Below are 16,591 nucleotides of genomic sequence, written 5' to 3' on the forward strand. Positions count from 1 at the left end.
GAACGAACGCGCGCGATCGACGCGGCGCGCACGCCTCCGGTGAGAGGGGTGGCTACCGCGGGTCCGGAGGACCACGCCGACGGATCGAATGTCGGAGATTCTCGGAGATCAGCGGCCGAGGGGAGCTTTGGGAGAACCCCACGGCCGGTACCGGCGGCGTGCGAACCGAGGTGCGCAGCAGCCGGCCGAAACTGCTGTCCAGCATGTCGAGCAGCGCCCACAGCACCGCCTCTCCGCGTGCCAGGCACAACGCGGTCATGCCGATCGCCCACCCGTGCATGAGCAGCATGCTCACGCTCGGCATGAGCCCGGAATGAACGTGTGCCTGGGCCGGCTCAGGCATCGACGCGTGCACCAGAGTGAACATCACGTGGAGCAGCAGTTGCAGGCATCCCAAGAACGGAAGGATCACCCGCAACGTGCGTTCGCGCCCGGTCAGGGGAAACACGCTGACGAAGGAGATGCCGAGGCCGCCGAACACGCTCGTCTGGGAGAGAGCGGCGCCGGCGAAAGCATGCGCCATCGCACTCAGACCGACACACGCCACGGCGAACGCCATGGCCCGGACGATGCGGAAGGGCAATGCCGCAGACATAACTCCGCAATCATTCCACATGGCGCTGCCAAGATCCCCCCGGTCGGAAGGCGAGGCGGGGAGCGAATCGTCACCCCCGCAGGCGAATCGCGTCGATCTCGGCGGCAGCGAGATGGCCAGTAGGCCACGCCGGGTTTTCGGCCCCGGGCTTTCGACCTCGGGTTTTCGGCCGCGCGAACGGTGTCGGAAATCGTCCGCGAATCGGGGCTCAATGTCGGTTTTCGGCGGTGTCGGGGGTGCCGGCTGGCCCGAGGACGGCGACACGGCGCAGGGTGGCGCGGTAACAACCGACCTCGGCGTGCCACGCCGCAAGAGAGGGTTTCCTTGAACGTTTCGAGTGGGGGGACGGGGGCCGCGCGCAGGAGGAGGATCACGATCACGCTGGCCTGTGCGGGGGTCTTCGTCGCCTATCTGCCGGTGGTCACCGTCGCGGTGAGCCTGCCGGCGATCCAGCGGGCGCTGGGTGCGTCCACCGCGCAGCTGTCGTGGGTCTCCGACGCCTTCGTACTGCCGGTTGCCGCGTTGATCCTGACCGCGGGGGTGTTCGCGGATGTGCACGGCCGCAAGAAGATCTACCAGGTGGGCTTGGCGTTGTGCGCGGCGGGCGCGGTGGTGGCGCTGTGTGCCCGTTCGGTCCAGGTCGTGTGGGTCGGGCAGGCGCTGGCCGGTGCGGGGGCCGCGGCGCTGCTGCCGGTGACGTTGGCGCTGATCAGTCACGTGGTGCCGGATCCGCGCGAGCGCGGTAAATACATCGGTTTGTGGACGACCTGCATGATGGCGGCCATGGCGGTGCCCCCGTTGATCGCCGGGGTGATCCTCCAGCATGTGGAGTGGCGGTGGATCTTCCTGTTGCCGGTGCCGGTGTCGCTGCTGACCATGGCGGTCGCCGCACGGCTGTTGGACGAGTCGCGAGCGCCCGGGACACGCCGGCTGGACTGGCCTGGGCAGTTCACCGCCGCGGCGGCGATCACGGCGTTGATCTACGGAGTGATCGAGGGCGGTGCCGAGTCGTTCTCTCATCCCCGGGCGGTCGCGGCGCTGGCGGTGGCCGTGGTGAGCGCCGCCGCGTTCGTGGTGGTGGAGACGCGCAGCACCTCTCCCATGCTGGACCTGTCGCTGTTCCGCAGCCCGGCCTTCGCCGCCTCCACGCTGGCCGCCCTGATCAGCTTCCTGGGGCTGATCGGCTTCTTCTTCGTCCTGAGCCTGTACTTCGGTCTGGTGCAGCAGCTGAGCACCTTCCAGTCCGGTCTCCGCATGGTGCTGGTCAACGTCGTGTCCATGCTCTTGGGCGTCGTGATGGGCCGCGTGATGCGCCGCGTGTCGGCCCGGGTGCTCATCACGGCCGGCCTGCTGGTCACGGCGGGCGCGCTGCTGTGCCTGACCACGATCGGCACGGACACGTCGTTCTGGTCGGTGGCCTGGCGCCTCGCGCTGCTGGGACTGGGCCTCGGCATCGCCTTCCCGTGCCTCACGAGCACCGCCGTCGCCGCGGTGCCCCCGCACCGGGCCGGCATGGCGGCCGCGGGCAACAACGCCTTCCGGCAGGTCGGTGGCGCGTTGGGACCGGCCGTTCTGGGAGCTCTGCTGACCGTTAAGGCGATCGACGCCCTGCCCGGCCACCTCGCCGACGCGGGCCTGACCGGCGCGCGGGCACGGCACATCCTGGAAACCGCCGACGCGGGCGGGCTCGGCGCGGTGGCCCGGCTGCCCCTGGGCGCGGACACCGGCCGTGCCCTGGGCGCGGTGTCCGAGGCGTTCCTCGACGGCCTGCGCCAGTGCCTGACCATCTCGGCGGTCCTGCTGGTCCTCGCCGCTCTGGCCGCCGCGGTCCTGCTGCGACGCCCGCGGCCGGTCACGGCGCCCGTCGCCGTCGGCTCTCGACCTGCGCCGTGAGAGCGGGGCCGGGGCCGCCCCCGGCCCCGGGCCTGGCCCCGGCGCGCATCTCGGCTGGCCGGGGCGCCTACGATGGCACCCACCGGCCTCCATACGTCCCTCGCAGGCGACGCTGTGCCACGTTTCCGCCCGTGCAGGAGAAACCCCGTTGTGCCCCAGACACTCGATGTGCTCGACCTGAAGCTGCTGCAGGCGCTGGAACTCGACGGGCGGGCGCCGTTCAGCCGGATCGCGCAGGTGCTGGGAGTCTCCGACCAGACCGTCGCACGCCGGTTCAGGCGGCTGCGCACCACAGCACGTCTGCGTGTGACCGGCATGACCGACGACAGCCGCCTGGGCCGGGCCGGCTGGATCGTCCGGCTCGGTTGCACCCCCGACGTGTCGGTGCGCCTGGCCTCCGCGCTCGCCAGACGCCCCGACACCCAGTACGTCGATCTGGTCTCCGGCGGCACCGAGGTGCTGTGCGCGATGAGGCCGCGCAGCCGGCAGGAGCGCGACGAGCTGCTCCTTGAACGCCTCCAGCGCACCCCGCGCGTCACCTCGGTCAGCGCCCACTGCATCCTGCACTCCTTCTACGGAGGCCCGTTCGGATGGCTGCGCAAGACCAGCGCGCTCGAGCCGGACGAGGAAGCCGCGCTGCGCGCACCGGCTGCCGCTCCCGCCGCGGCGCCGGTCGTGCTGGATGCCGCCGACGAGGCGCTGCTGGGCGCGTTGCGAAGTGACGGCCGTGCCACGCTCACCGAGTTGCAGGCGGCCACCGGCCAGTCAGAGGCCGTGGTCAAGCGGCGTCTGGACCGGTTGCGTGCCACGGGAGTGCTGTATTTCGCCGTCGAGTACGACCACGAACCCTTGGGACACGGTGTCGAGGCGATGTGCTGGCTGACCGTCGCGCCGCACGCGCTCGCCGAAGCCGGCCAGGCGCTCGCGGGCCACCCCGAAGTACGTTTCGCGGGGGCCATCACCGGCGAGGCCAACCTCGCCGTCTCGGTGCTCTGCCGCACCACCGGCGACCTGTACGCCTACCTGAGCGAGAAGGTCGGCGCCCTGCCCGGCGTCCAGACGGTGGAGACCGCCCTCGTCCTCCGCCGGGTCAAGGCCCTCACGTACGAACGTGGTTGACGTCGACAGGACCACCCCGACCGGGTTCAGTCTTTCGGGCGGGCGAACAGTTCGAGGTGGGAGCACCGGACGTCCCGTCGGCCGGGACCCGGCCCCGCGCCCGCCCCCGGGACGCCGGGGGACGGCGAGAGACGGCGGGGGACGCCTAGGGACCCCCAGGGACGGCCGGCCGACCGGTCGTGTCCGGCCACTCGGTCGTGTCCGGCCGACCGGCCAGGATCTCGGCGGAGTCCGTGAGGCGCAGCTTCCTGCGTACGCGCTCGTAGAACGTGGTGAGACCGAGCCGCACGACGTGGACGGCGGCGGGCCGGGGCCGGATGCCGATGTGCTCCCCCGGCGCGGCGTGACCCGCCACCCTCCCGTCGACCTCGACCGCGAGCCTGCCGCTGGTGGGCAGGACGGCCAGCGAGAGAGTGTCCCGGAGGGAGAGCACCACTCCGCGGTTGTGCGCGGAATGCGGGGACGCGGGCGTCACGAGCAGGGCCTCGACCTCGGGGTTCACGATCGGCCCCCCGGCGGAGAAGCTGTACGCGGTGGAACCGGTCGCGGTGGCCACGATGACGGCGTCGCCCGCGTAGCCGATGAACGGCCGGCCGTCGACGTGCACCGCCACGACGGCGGTTCTGTGCCCGGGTACGCGTACCAGCGCGACATCGTTGAAGGCGGTCACGACCTGTGAACCCAGATCGGCGTCGATGGCCAGTCGGGGCTCGATGGTGAAGTGCTGGGCGTCGATGGCCGAGAGCGCGCCGGGCAGCTCGGGCACGTCGACCTCGGCCAGGAAGCCGAGCTTGCCCACGTTCACGCCGAGGACCGGGGCACGCTGCCGATCGGCCAGCCGCATGGCCCTGAGCATGGTGCCGTCTCCGCCGAGGCTGACGATCAGATCCGATCGCCGACCGAGCTCCTCGGCCTTCACCGAGATCACCTCGCGGTCGAGCCGGCCGACCTCGTCCTGGACGCCGAGGACCTCGGCGTCCCTGCGGGCGGCCCAGTCCAGGACCGCGGTGACCGCTTCGGAGCAATTTCGCAGCGGGTGCAGAACCAGGCCGACCGAGCGCATCACAGCGAGCCTCCGTAGTGAAGCCAGAGCCTCGGGCACCGCCCGTGTCGTGAGAGAACGCTCAGCCTGCCGCCTGTCCCACGGCGCCGCGCGGCTCCTGCTTCTCGCCCGCCGCTTCGAGACCTCCTGCCTGGCAGGCTTCCCACGTTCCCGTACGGACGAGTAGGGACAAGTCTAGTCGTGCCCTTTCGGCCGCCCACCGGCGCTCGTGGCGTCGGTTCGGCATTCCACCGCGAAAAACCCCCGAACGATGTAATCGGGACGGATGCGGAGGGACTACTGGGTGTGGACGATCCCGAAGAGCGATTCACCGACCTCTACGACCGGCATTACCGGGCCGTGCTCGGCTACGCGCTGCTGCGCGCCGACCGGCAGACCGCCGAGGACGCGACGGGCGAGACCTTTCTGATCGCCTGGCGTCGCCTCGACGACATGCCGGACCCGCCGCTGCCGTGGCTGCTCGGTGTGGCGCGCAACCTGCTGCGCAAGCAACGGCACGCCGGGCTGCGCGGCAGGGAGCTCGCCGCCGGGCTCGCGGAGCTGGCCCCGGAATCGGACGGGGACGTCGGCGAGCGGGTCGCCGAACGCGAGGCGGCCCTCGCCGTGCTCGCGGCGATGCCGGAGCGAGACGCGGAGGCCGTGATCCTCGCCAGTTGGTACGGCCTCGCTCCCAAGGACGCGGCGCGGGCGGCCGGATGCTCCGCCCGCGCCTTCAACGTCCGCCTGCACCGCGCCCGCCGCCGGCTCGCCGAGGCGTTGCGCACCACCGACAAGACCCTCCAGGAGCAGACGTGACCCATCCCGTTGACGATCTGGTCGCCGAACTGCGGCCGGACGAGTACACCGGCGCCGCCTACCAGCGCAGGCGGGAGGCCGACCTGGCCCGTGCCTTCGCGACACCCCGCCGCGCCCCCCGCTGGACGGACCGCTTCGCGACGCCGTACCGGCGGACCGGCCTGGCACTCGCCGGCGGCGCGCTCGCGATGGCCGCCGCCGCGACGGTCACCGCGTCGGTCACCCTGTCGGCCACCATGTCGGCCACCGCAGGGGGCGCCGGCCCGCTCGGCGGACAGGACGCCCGCCCCGGCGTGACCTCCTCGATCAGCACGGCCGCCGACGACGCCAGGGACGCGCCGTCGCCGATCCGGCTGGAGCCGCGCGCCTTCCTGCTGGCCGGGGCCGAGACCGTGCTGCGGGAGCAGCCCGCCGACGGACGTTACCGGTACGAGCGCACCCGGACGTTCGAGCCGGTCGACCGGTACGGAGCTCTGGTGGCGCACACCGACGAGAGCTGGTACGACGGCCGCGGGGGCCGAACCAGCTCCAACCAGGACGTCGAGGTCGTGTTCGACTCCGCCGGCGACAAAGCCCGGTGGCAGGCCGCGGGCTCACCGTCGCTCTGGTCCGGGAAGCCGTCGACCGACGATTTCTCGAAGATCTCCCTCTCGTGGTCGATCGGCAGGAAGTCCCTGACGATGAACCGGCTCCACGCGCTGCCGGAGACCGCCGCCGGGCTGGAGAAGTGGCTCCACCAGGCCCACACGGAAGGGTCGTTCCCCGACTTCGTCTTCGGCGCGGCCCGCTATCTCCTGTCGTCCCCGGCGAGCGCGGAGACCCGGGCCGCGGCGCTCCGCGTCCTCGCCGACCAGCCGGGACTCACCCTGTCAGAGAACGTCGCCGACCGGCTGGGCCGTACCGGCGTGGCGATCGACAGTCCGGACGGCGCCGCGCGACTGATCGTGGACCGGTCGGGCTCGACGTTGCTCGCCTACGTCCAGCTCGTGACGGAGCGGCCCGTACGCGAACCCGGTCCCCGCGAGGTGCGCATCCTCCATGCGGCGGGCTACCAGGCCGCCTACGAGGCCATGGGCTGGACGCGTGAGGTGGGCACGCGGCCGTAGGGCCGCCACGGGCGGGGAACCAGTCGGCTATCTCGGCGGATGACCTGCGGGCCGCCGGAAGGTAGGTCGGGCCGTCCGGGCAGAACGTGCCGTTCGCGCTGGATGGTGCGAGCACGCGCTGGCGGCCCGGAGTCTAGCGGCCCGGAGTTCCGTGTCGCCGCCATTCCCGGTCCCATCCCGCCACGGCCCGGCGGGCGGTCCACGCGTGCCGGGACACGCGTACGAGCCCGGAAACCGACCAGGCGACGCACCCCGCGGCGATCCAGGCCAGCAGAGAGCCGATGAGAACACCCGGCGCGTCCAGGGGAGGACGGGCCGGCTTCTCGTCGGCGTCGACCCAGAGGCGGATCCGGCCATCGGAGACCCGGTCCGAGATCAGGCGCGTCGTCGTGACATGCCGCGCGCCGCGCTCGTCGACCCAGGCGACCTGCCGGGTGGCTCCCCTGGTCACCCTGTCCTCGTGGTCGTCGAGGACCGTCGCCGTGATCTGCCGGTGGGTCGCGAGGTAGTCGTCGACCTCCGCCGACAGAGACCGGTGGGCGGCCAGTGCGACGACGGAGCCGAGCAGCACGGCGATCGCGGCCCGAACGACACCCGATCTCGTCATCCGCAGCGGACCGGCGGTGTGGAACCATTGCCCCGCGGACTGGAGGGTCATGCCGGGGCTCCGATCCGGAAGCGCATCCGGCACACCACGGCGTCCGTACGGCGGCGCAGTGCCCTGGCCAGGACGGCACCCCGCTGGTTCTGGAGCATGCGCTGCCAGGCGTGATCGGGCTCGACCTCGGCGATCAGGACGAAGACGTGGGGTTCGGGCACCTTCGCGAGGTAGTCCACCAGTGGGGTGTCCAGGCGTCGATGGGCGTCGAAGAGTTGGACCAGTTCCACGTCGGGGTGCCAGCGTTCCCAGTCCTCGACGAACGCGCGGGCGATCGTCTCCTCTTCGGGGTGGGTGACGTTGACCGCCGTCACCCGGTCGCCGAGGGAGAGCGCCGCGGCGAGGGCGTCATGACTGAGCCGGTTGACCGCGTGGATCGGCACGACGACGTGGGACCGGTGCGGCCGGGGCGGGGCGGGGGTCGTGCCGAGTTCCAGCCGCTCGCCGATCCGGGTGTAGGAGCGGTTGACCCATTCCATCGCCAGGACCATCAGCGGAAGCGCGACCACGATGAGCCAGCCTCCCTCGGTGAACTTGGAGATCGTGACCACGACGGCGGCGACGAGGGTCAGCAGCGCGCCGAACCCGTTGAGCCCGGCCCGCCACCTCCAGCCGGCGGGGCGGTCGATGATCCAATGCCTGACCATACCCGCCTGGGAGAGGGTAAAGCCGACGAACACCCCGATAGCGAACAGCGGCACCAGGAGGTTCATGTCACCGCCCGCGGCGATCAGGAGCGCGGCGCTGGTGATCGTGAGGAAGGCGATGCCGTACCGGTGGACGTGCCGGTCCGCGCGCAGCGCGAACAGGTGCGGCAGGTTGTTGTCGGTGGCCAGGAGCCGCGCCAGCGGCGGGAGCCCTCCGAACGAGGTGTTGGCCGCGAGGGCGAGCAGCACCACGGTGGAGAACTGCACCAGGTAGAAGAGCGGTCCGTCACCGAGCGAGGCCCGGGTGACCTGTGCCAGCACGGTCACGCCGTCGACCGGCGCGATGGCGAACTTCTCGATCAGCGCGGCAACGCCGATCAGCATGACCGCGAGCAGCGCGCCCAGGACCAGCTCCGCGTTCTGGGCCCGCCTGATCCGGGGTTTCCTGAACGAGGGAACGGCGTTGGCGATGGCCTCGACGCCCGTGAGTGAGGCGCAGCCGTTGGCGAAGGCCTTGAGCAGGAGCAGGGCACCGACCGTCCGCAGGTTCTGCGCCTGCTCGGCATGCTGGACGACCGTGGCGGGCTCGGTCCGGACGAGGCCGGTGACGACGACCAGGAGGATGGCGCCGACGTAGATCGCCGTCGGGGCGACGAAGACGCGGGCGCTGTGCGCGATGCCTCTCAGGTTGACCGCGGTGACCAGGGCCAGAACCACCAGGCAGAGCCACACCGTGTACGGCAGCAGCGCGGGGAAGGCCGAGGTGAGCGCCGCCACCCCGGCCGCGACCGAGACCGCGACGTTGAGCACGTAGTCGATGATCAGGCTGGCGCCGGCGACCAGGCCGGCGCGGCGCCCGAGGTGGGTCCTGGCCACGCCGTACGCGCCGCCGCCTTCGGGAAAGGCGGCGATGACCTGCCGGTAGGAGAAGGTCAGCACGGCCAGCAGTGCGGCGATGGTGAGCGTGACCGGGATGGTGAACCCGAGTCCGGCGCCGCCGGCCAGAGCGAGGACCAGCACGATCGCCTCGGGACCGTAGGCCACGGACGCCAGCGCGTCGAGTGAGAGCGCGGCCAGACCGCCGGCGACGCCGAGCCGGTGCTCGTCACCGGCGTGGGGAAGCCCCTTGGCCGCGACGGGAGTGGATGCTGCGGACATCACGTCCTCCTGTGAGGGAACGCCGCCATCGTCTCCCCTCAGCCGGCGTGCGCCCGTGCGTCCATACGGACCCTTTATGGCTTTCATCAAGATAACTACGCAAATCAGACGGCGACGGCGTTCGGGGACATCTTCCTCGGCCCGCGTCCGGACCCGCGACGGCGTGACGGAACGCCAGGCGTCAAGAACGTGTAGGGATGGGCGGCCGACTCGTAGGAGTTCCGTATCGGTCGCCGCTTTTGCCATGAACTGTGCCCGAAAGTGGATGCGTCGCCCCCGGTTCCGCCTCAGGCGCCGGCCGCGGTTTCGGCTCCGGTCACAGCCCAGGAGGAGAGATGACGGTGTACCCCGCCCAGCGAGATGACCCCCCGGACAACAGGCACGGCCTGGGCCACGGAATGGAGCAGTTCCATCATCCACGGCCCGTGCGCATCGGGCGCGGGGACGACTGCCGTCCGACCTGGCAACGCGATCGACTGCTGCGGGCGCTCGGCGGGACGGTGCTGGAGATCGGCGCGGGTGACGGGGTGAAGCTCACCTGCTACCCCGCCGAGGTGGACGAGATCGTGCTGGTCGAACCGGACCCGTTCCTGCGGGCCACCGCTCGCATCGCTTCGGCCGCTTGCGCGACGCCGTCGCGCATCCTCGACGGCGACCCGGCCCGGCTGCCGGTTCCGGACGCCTCCTACGACGCGGTCGTCTGCTCACTGATCCTCTGCTGTACGCCCCAACTGGAGACGACGCTCGCGGAGGTGCGGCGAGTCCTGCGCCGGGGAGGGGAACTGCGGTTCTACGAACACCAGCGTTCGGACCTCCCCGCCGTCGCGCTCGCCCAGAGCGTGGTGACCCCGCTCTGGTCTCGTGTCTCGGGTGGCTGCCATCTCTCGCGCGACATCGTCACGGCCATCAGGCGGGCCGGATTCATCGTCGAGCGGCTCGACCGTTTCACCTTCTGCCACGTCACCCACACCATCGGCGCCGCACGCCGCGCCTGAGCCGACCCGCGCCGACCGCCGTACGCGCCCGGCGTTCACGTGCCCCCGAAACGCACATACCCCCGCAACACACCCCCAGCAAGAGGAAGACACATGCGCTGGCGCAGGAGCGGCCGGAGACCTCCGGTCGAGTTTCTGATCCCCGGCGGTTTCGTGCTGGTCGTCGTCACCTGTGCCGTCGCCGCACTGGCCCTCCCCGAGGGCACCGTCCGCGTCATCACGATGGCGGCGGCCGTCGGCGCGTTCGCCCTGTGGGCGGGAAACCCGGCCGCCGCCCTGGCCACAGCCGCGACGGCGTGGTTCTTCACCACCGGCTTCCTGGTGAACGGCGCGGGAGAACTGACGTTCTCCCGCGACGACGTGATCAGGTTGGGGGCGTTCGTCGCGACCGGGCTCGCCGGCCTCGGATGTGACCGGCTGCGACAGGTCCACGGCTCCCGACGGCGGGCGCGGCGGCTCATGCGCGCCCGCGCCGACCCACGCCGACGACCGGTGCTCTCAGCGAGACGGCGTTCTTCCGGCGTCAGAAGTTCGGGTTGATCTGGACGCGGCTGCCCCGGCAGGTGTCAGAGCCCCAGTCGTCCACGCACACCACGAGCTGCAGCTTCTTCAGGCCGTAATGTTCATCCGTGATGCGGAGATTCCTCCACGTAAGGGTGATGTTGGCGTCCTGCCTGTTGTACCGATAGGTGGTCTTCGCCGTGGACCCCGTCTCGTTGTAGACGACGAAGTAGGCGTAGACGTTGTTGGAGTCGACCCGCAGATCGCTGACCGACAGCGAGTTGACGCGGATCTCCTCTCCGTCGACGTACGTGACGTTCGCCGACGCGGAGGCGAACCCCGGCACCGCCGTCGAGAAGTTGGAGCTCGCCGCGGCCTGTGCTCCGGAAGGCCAGCCGACCAGCGCCGCCGCCCCCAGCACCAGGGCCGTACGAACGAACAGTTTCCTCATTTCCTCTCCCTTCCTTCCGCCCCTGTCACGTGATCGCGCCCAGGGGCGTCTCCTGCTCGCGATGGACTGGTCAAAGAGTCACAGCCCGGCGCCGCGCCATTCCAGAGGAAGCGAACGCGATGCGTTGCAGTACAACTTGCACTGCGCTGACCAGGCATTCTGTGCGCGAACTGCAAGCATCGAGGAGTGTCACCCCGCGCGTTTCCTTTGCCAAGGCGCGCACCGGCGGCGGGTTCGAGCCGTGCGCGTCCCTCAAACGCGATGCGGGATCGCGCGGCCGACGGGCCCGCACCATGCGCGCGACTGATCGACTATCCGTCGTGCTAGACAGGAGACAGGAGAAGGGGTGATGAGCCATGCCTCGCTTCCTGAACAGGGACCTCGTGGCGGTCGCCGCCGCGCTGGTGGTGCCCCTCGCCGTCGCGGCGATGATCTTGCCGTTCCGCGCGGGCTTCTCGAACACGAACACCGCTCTCGTCCTGGTGGTGATCGTGGTGGCGGTCGCCGCCGCCGGGAACCGCGTCGCCGGGGCACTCGCGGCGGTGTCGGCCGCCGTCTGGTTCGACTTCTTCTTCACCCAGCCCTACCAGCGGTTCACGATCACCAAGGCCGCGGACATCCAGACCGCCGTCCTGCTGCTCGTCGTCGGGCTGGTGACCTCCCAGCTGGCGGCCTGGGCCCGCCGCCTCAAGGTGATCGCCATCACCGACGCCGACTACCTCTCCCGCGTCCACGGCATCGCCGCGCTGGCGCAGACCGCCCGATCCCCCAGCACAGTGATCAACCAGGTGCAGGACCAGCTCACCGAGCTTCTCCACCTGCGCGGTTGCCGGTTCGAGTACGGAACCCTGCTCGGCCATCCCCCGCGCCTCGAACAGGACGGCACCGTCACCGTGAACCGCAGGCACTGGGACGTCGAGCGCAGGGGCCTCCCCGATCGGGAGATCGAGCTGCGCGCCTTCGGCAACGGCCACTTCTACGGGCGGTTCATGCTCCAGCCCACGCCTGGAACCGTGCCGCCTCTCCAGGCACGGCTCGTCGCGGTGACGATGGCCGACCAGGTCGGCCACACACTCGACATCGCGGCCGCCGCCCACGGCGGCAGGCGATGACGGCGTTCTGGAGCGCTGACGATGACCGCGTCGGCACGTGAGCGTCCGGTCCCGGGGACCTCGATCACCGGCATGGCCTCGATCGCACTCATCGGGCAGACGCGTCTACCGCACTACAGCCACACCGCGGTCCTGGTCGGCACTCTCATCCTTCTGGTCGTCTTCGTGATCCTCGTGATCGCCATCTTCCGATCCCGCAGGAAATGAACAGTCCGACGCCAGCTCGGAGAACCGGGTGGCCGGTGCGAGCGGCCCGACCTCACGACACCGAAGCCCGCACCACAGGGATACTTCAACGCGTGGTAGCCGTAGGCATGACGAACATGCGGAATCTGACGGGTCCGGTACTTCTCACGGCGGGTCTCCTCATGGCCGGCTGCGCGGGAAGCGCGGAACGCCCCACGGCCGCGGGTTCGGCGTTGCCGCGGGTCGCCACGAAGGGCGCGACGCTGGACCTGTCCGTACTGCGCGGCAGCGGCGGGGGTGACTACACACCGCTGGATTCACCCGAAGCACTGGCGAAGGTCGCCCCGATCGTCGCGGCCGGCGTCGTCGACGGATTCCAGCCCGGCCCGACCTTCGAGTCCCACAAGGGCGGTCCGCCGAACTACAACGTGGTGCTGCGGGTCAAGGTCACACAGCCGATCAAGGGGGTCAAGGAGCGTCTCGGGACGTCGATTCCAGCTGGTGTCATCCACATTCTGCTGTCACAGGGAGGGGCGTATCGGGACGATTCCACGTCTGTCGTGGGATGGCGTCCGCGCAGGACCATCGAGGAATTCCGGAAGGCTCTCCCGGCGGGCATTTCCGTCCTGGCGTTCGCCTGGGAGCGGCATGATCTCCATGAACTGCCGCTCATGGACGCCGGCACTCAGTTACGGGAAGGCACCGCCCTCCTTAGGGTCCACCCCCAGGGATTCATCCTGGAGGATCCGGGCCTGGCCGCCAACCGCGCTCCAGACGAGAGCGCCCTGGTCAGCGGGGCGGAGCGACTGACCTTCGGCGGCGGCGAGTGGATCCGATCCAAGACGCTGGCCGAGATGGTCGAGCGGCTGAAGCGCAACGGCTTCGGCGAGTAGCACCGAAAGAAACCAGCGGCAGCCGGAGGCAGCGGACGTTCCGGCGACGGCTTCGACACGTATTGGGCGGTGACTACACACGCGTGTAGCATCCTTTTCGCAGGAGCAGTTCACTACATGTGTGTATAGGGATGGTTTTTCTGTGGTGATGACCGGACCGGACCCCGACGACCTCACCGCTCGCGCGCGGATCAGAGACGCGGCGTTGTTGCACTTCGGCGAGCACGGGTTCGAGCGGGCGACGATCCGCGGGATCGCCGAGACCGCCGGCGTGTCCTCGGGGCTGGTGCGCCACCACTTCGGCTCCAAGCAGGCCCTGCGCGAGGCGTGCGACGCCCACCTGGTGAAGCTGATCAGCAGGCTCAACGACCAGGTCCGGGCCGACCCCGCGCCCGCCGACGTGAACTACGTGGCCGCCGCCCGTGCCGCGATCGGGCCCTACCAGCGATATCTGGCACGCGCCCTGGCGGAGGGGGGCGCCGCTCCGCTGTTCGACGCGATGGTCCGGATGAGCGAGCCGTGGCTCGCCGACGCCGACAAGAGCCGTGACCACACCCCCGATGTCGACCGCACGACCCGGGCGGCGGTGATCACCGCGATGGCGCTGTCGGTCACCGTCCTGCACCAGCACCTGTCCCGCGTCACGGGCGTCGAGATGTTCAGCCCCGAGGGAGACCTGCTGCTCGCCCGAGCGCTGATCGACATCTACTCCCACCCCATGCTCAGCCTGGAGGAGGCCGCCTCGATCCGGGCGGCCCTCGACAGGGTCCGGAGCGCATCCCCCCAAGCGGACCGCGAGAGCACTCCCCCGCGAATCAAGGAGCACCGCGATGACTGACGCCGTATCGGTGGCAGGCTTAGTCAAGACATTCGGCTCGACGAGAGCGCTGGACGGTCTCGATCTCGTCGTACGCACCGGTGAGGTGCACGGCTTCCTCGGGCCGAACGGCGCGGGAAAGAGCACCACGATCCGGGTCCTCCTGGGCATGATGCGGGCGGACGCGGGCACCGCCCGGCTGCTCGGCGGCGACCCGTGGGCCGACGCGACCGCGCTACACCGCCGGCTGGCCTACGTGCCCGGCGACGTCACACTGTGGCCCAATCTGTCCGGCGGCGAGGTGATCGACCTGCTCGGCCGGATGCGCGGCGGGCTGGACAAGCGGCGCCGCGCCGACCTGCTGGACCGCTTCGACCTGGATCCCCGGAAGAAGGGGCGCGCCTACTCCAAGGGCAACCGGCAGAAGGTGGCCCTGGTCGCCGCGCTGGCCTCCGACGTGGAGCTGCTGCTGCTCGATGAGCCCACCTCGGGCCTGGACCCGCTGATGGAGGAGGTGTTCCGCGACACCATCCGGGAGGAGCAACGCCGCGGCGACCGGACGGTGCTCCTGTCCAGCCACATCCTGGCCGAGGTCGAGGCGTTGTGCGACCGGCTCACCATCATCCGCGACGGCCGAGCCGTCGAGAGCGGCACCCTGACCGACCTGCGGCACCTGACCCGCACCTCCATCCAGGCCGAGCTGGCGGGCCCTCCTGACGGGCTGGCCGACCTGCCCGGCGTACACGATCTGCGCACGGAGAACGGCCAGGTGCGCTTCGACGTCGACACCGCCGCACTGGACACGGCGCTGCGGCACCTCACCGCGGTGGGCGTGCGCGGCCTGGTCAGCCGGCCGCCCACGCTCGAAGAACTGTTCCTACGGCACTACCACCGGAACGGCCCGGCCACCGAGAACGACGCGCAGGTGTCGCGATGAACGAGCTCACGGGCACCGGCAGGCTGGTCCGGCTGATCCTGCGGCGGGACAGGTTCCTGATGCCGCTGTGGGTGCTGTCTCTCGGCCTCATCCCGATCTCCTACGTGGCCTCCGTCAACGAGCTCTTCCCGACCGCCGCGGGACGACAGGGGTATGCCACCGCCAGCGCGAACAACGTCGGTTTCGTCGCGCTCTACGGTCCGTTGAACGGCTCCGGGCTCGGCGAACTGGTCGCCTGGCGGGCGGGTTTCGTCCCCGTCATGATCGGACTGTTCAGCATCCTCACCGTCATCCGGCACACCCGTACGGAGGAAGAGGCGGGACGCCGCGAGTTGCTCGGTGCCACCGTGGCCGGGCGGCACGCCGGCCTGGCGGCGGCGCTGGTCGCGACGTTCGGCGCCTGCCTGGTCCTCGGCACGGTCCTGGCCCTGGGCATGATCGGCCAGGGTCTGCCGGCCGCCGGATCATGGGCCTTCGGCGTGGAGTTCGCCGCCACCGGCTGGATGTTCGCGGCGGTCGCGGCCGTCGCCGCACAACTGACCAGCGGCGCGGGCGGCGCACGAGGGATCGCGATCATCACCCTCGGCGCGGCGTACGTGCTCCGGGTCGTCGGCGACATCAACGGGCTGACGGACGGCCCGCTGTCCGGGCTCACCTGGCTGTCCCCGATCGGCTGGGCGCAGCGGATCAGTCCCTACGCCGACGAGCGGTGGTGGATCACCGCGCCCGCCGTCGGCTTCACCGCGGTGTTCGCGCTGGTGGCCGTCGCGCTCTCCGCGCGGCGCGATGTCGGCGCCGGGATCCTCCCTCCCCGGCTCGGCCCTGCCCGGGGAGCGACCTGGCTGCGCTCGCCGCTCGCTCTGGCCTGGCGGCTGCACCGCGGTCTGCTCGCCGGTTGGATCGCGGGGTTCGCCGTCCTCGGCGTGGTGCTGGGCTACCTCGCCGCGGGCGTCGGGGACCTGGTGCGCGACAACCAGCAGATGCGGGACATCCTCGCCCGCCTCGGCGGCGCGGCCGGACTCATCGACGACTACCTCGCCGGCATGATGGGGCTGTTCGGCCTGATCGCGGCGGGCTACGCCATCCAGGCCACGCTCCGGCTACGGGGCGAGGAGACCAGCGGGCACGCCGAGCCGGTGCTGGGCACCGCGGTCGGGCGGTTCCGCTGGGCGGGCAGCCATCTGGTCTTCTCGGCGCTGGGCCCGGCCGCCGCGCTGGCCGCCGCCGGGCTCGCCATGGGGCTGACCCATGGCCTGAACACCGGTGACGTCGGCCATGAGCTGCCGCGGATCCTCGCGGGCGCGATGGTGCAGGTGCCCGCGGTCTGGATCCTCGCCGCGATCACGATCGCGCTTTCCGGCCTGGTGCCCCGGCTCGCGGCCGTCAGCTGGGGCGCGCTGGCGATCTGCCTGCTGTTCGGCATGGTCGGCACCGCGCTCCAGTTCGACCAGTGGGTCCTGGACCTCTCGCCGTTCACCCACCTCCCCCGGATTCCCGGAGGGCGGTTCAGCGCGGTCCCGCTCCTGTGGTTGTCGGCCATCGCCGTGGCCCTGGCCGCCGCCGGACTCGCCGGTCTCCGCCGCCGGGACCTCCCCATCACCTGACGTGCCGGATGCCGCACCGCCTGGGCCGTCGTGGCGCGGGCCCGCCACAGGACCGTGCGAT

General features: G+C 70.9%; 17 protein-coding genes. 12 read left to right on the plus strand and 5 right to left on the minus strand.

Going from position 1 to position 16,591, the window contains the following annotated elements:
* Positions 1–52: 52 nt before the first annotated feature.
* The gene (locus IMZ11_RS08310; protein WP_228639227.1) at positions 53–559 is read right to left on the minus strand and encodes a hypothetical protein; all 507 of its coding nucleotides are present in this window, start codon (positions 557–559) and stop codon (positions 53–55) included.
* Positions 560–919: 360 nt separating this feature from the next.
* On the opposite strand from IMZ11_RS08310, the gene IMZ11_RS08315 reads away from it, so the two are divergent.
* On the plus strand, positions 920–2,488 hold the full coding sequence (locus IMZ11_RS08315; protein WP_228639229.1) for an MFS transporter: 1,569 nt from the start codon (positions 920–922) through the stop codon (positions 2,486–2,488).
* A gap of 150 nt (positions 2,489–2,638) precedes the next feature.
* Positions 2,639–3,607 carry an Lrp/AsnC family transcriptional regulator gene (locus IMZ11_RS08320; protein WP_228639231.1) on the plus strand — a complete coding sequence of 323 codons (969 nt, stop codon included), beginning with the start codon at positions 2,639–2,641 and terminating at the stop codon, positions 3,605–3,607.
* A gap of 145 nt (positions 3,608–3,752) precedes the next feature.
* Here the strand turns inward: IMZ11_RS08320 and IMZ11_RS08325 are convergent, their stop codons facing one another.
* Complete coding sequence (locus IMZ11_RS08325) at positions 3,753–4,670, minus strand: NAD(+)/NADH kinase (RefSeq protein WP_061261112.1); 918 nt, start codon at positions 4,668–4,670, stop codon at positions 3,753–3,755.
* A gap of 285 nt (positions 4,671–4,955) precedes the next feature.
* On the opposite strand from IMZ11_RS08325, the gene IMZ11_RS08330 reads away from it, so the two are divergent.
* Together IMZ11_RS08330 and IMZ11_RS08335 are read left to right on the plus strand one after the other, a co-directional pair.
* Positions 4,956–5,465: an RNA polymerase sigma factor gene (locus IMZ11_RS08330; RefSeq protein WP_061261111.1), complete on the plus strand. Its 510-nt coding sequence runs from the start codon at positions 4,956–4,958 to the stop codon at positions 5,463–5,465.
* Positions 5,462–6,571, plus strand: a complete 1,110-nt coding sequence (locus IMZ11_RS08335; protein ID WP_228639233.1) for a hypothetical protein — start codon at positions 5,462–5,464, stop codon at positions 6,569–6,571. The genes IMZ11_RS08330 and IMZ11_RS08335 overlap by 4 nt, the downstream gene beginning before the upstream one ends.
* 133 nt (positions 6,572–6,704) lie before the next feature.
* Here IMZ11_RS08335 and IMZ11_RS08340 read toward each other — a convergent pair whose 3' ends face one another.
* Both IMZ11_RS08340 and IMZ11_RS08345 read right to left on the minus strand, forming a co-directional pair.
* On the minus strand, positions 6,705–7,229 hold the full coding sequence (locus IMZ11_RS08340; RefSeq protein WP_228639235.1) for a hypothetical protein: 525 nt from the start codon (positions 7,227–7,229) through the stop codon (positions 6,705–6,707).
* Positions 7,226–9,034 (minus strand): APC family permease, encoded by a 1,809-nt coding sequence (locus IMZ11_RS08345; RefSeq protein WP_228639237.1) that lies wholly within the window; start codon positions 9,032–9,034, stop codon positions 7,226–7,228. The genes IMZ11_RS08340 and IMZ11_RS08345 overlap by 4 nt, the downstream gene beginning before the upstream one ends.
* A gap of 335 nt (positions 9,035–9,369) precedes the next feature.
* Here IMZ11_RS08345 and IMZ11_RS08350 point away from each other — a divergent pair, with 335 nt between their 5' ends.
* Complete coding sequence (locus IMZ11_RS08350; protein WP_228639239.1) at positions 9,370–10,029, plus strand: class I SAM-dependent methyltransferase; 660 nt, start codon at positions 9,370–9,372, stop codon at positions 10,027–10,029.
* Positions 10,030–10,122: 93 nt separating this feature from the next.
* Positions 10,123–10,569, plus strand: coding sequence for a hypothetical protein (locus IMZ11_RS08355; protein WP_228639241.1), 447 nt, complete (start codon positions 10,123–10,125; stop codon positions 10,567–10,569).
* Here the strand turns inward: IMZ11_RS08355 and IMZ11_RS08360 are convergent.
* Positions 10,553–10,981 (minus strand): hypothetical protein, encoded by a 429-nt coding sequence (locus tag IMZ11_RS08360; protein ID WP_228639243.1) that lies wholly within the window; start codon positions 10,979–10,981, stop codon positions 10,553–10,555. The genes IMZ11_RS08355 and IMZ11_RS08360 overlap by 17 nt on opposite strands.
* Positions 10,982–11,337: 356 nt before the next feature.
* Here IMZ11_RS08360 and IMZ11_RS08365 point away from each other — a divergent pair, with 356 nt between their 5' ends.
* The 6 genes from IMZ11_RS08365 to IMZ11_RS08390 all read left to right on the plus strand — a co-directional run bounded on the left by IMZ11_RS08365 (position 11,338) and on the right by IMZ11_RS08390 (position 16,530).
* Entirely contained in the window at positions 11,338–12,093 is a 756-nt protein-coding gene (locus IMZ11_RS08365) for a DUF4118 domain-containing protein (RefSeq protein ID WP_228639246.1), read from the plus strand.
* A 21-nt stretch (positions 12,094–12,114) separates the two neighbouring features.
* Complete coding sequence (locus tag IMZ11_RS08370; protein ID WP_228639248.1) at positions 12,115–12,300, plus strand: hypothetical protein; 186 nt, start codon at positions 12,115–12,117, stop codon at positions 12,298–12,300.
* 116 nt (positions 12,301–12,416) lie between these two features.
* Positions 12,417–13,172 (plus strand): hypothetical protein, encoded by a 756-nt coding sequence (locus IMZ11_RS08375; protein ID WP_228639250.1) that lies wholly within the window; start codon positions 12,417–12,419, stop codon positions 13,170–13,172.
* Between the two features lie 148 nt (positions 13,173–13,320).
* Positions 13,321–14,010, plus strand: a complete 690-nt coding sequence (locus tag IMZ11_RS45905; RefSeq protein ID WP_305075859.1) for a TetR/AcrR family transcriptional regulator — start codon at positions 13,321–13,323, stop codon at positions 14,008–14,010.
* Positions 14,003–14,926 (plus strand): ABC transporter ATP-binding protein, encoded by a 924-nt coding sequence (locus IMZ11_RS08385; protein ID WP_228639252.1) that lies wholly within the window; start codon positions 14,003–14,005, stop codon positions 14,924–14,926. Before IMZ11_RS45905 ends, IMZ11_RS08385 begins: the two co-directional genes overlap by 8 nt.
* Positions 14,923–16,530: an ABC transporter permease gene (locus IMZ11_RS08390; protein WP_228639254.1), complete on the plus strand. Its 1,608-nt coding sequence runs from the start codon at positions 14,923–14,925 to the stop codon at positions 16,528–16,530. The genes IMZ11_RS08385 and IMZ11_RS08390 overlap by 4 nt, the downstream gene beginning before the upstream one ends.
* Positions 16,531–16,591: the final 61 nt, after the last annotated feature.

Origin of the sequence: Microtetraspora sp. AC03309, assembly GCF_020826795.1 — a bacterium.
Lineage (GTDB): Bacteria > Actinomycetota > Actinomycetes > Streptosporangiales > Streptosporangiaceae > Microtetraspora > Microtetraspora glauca.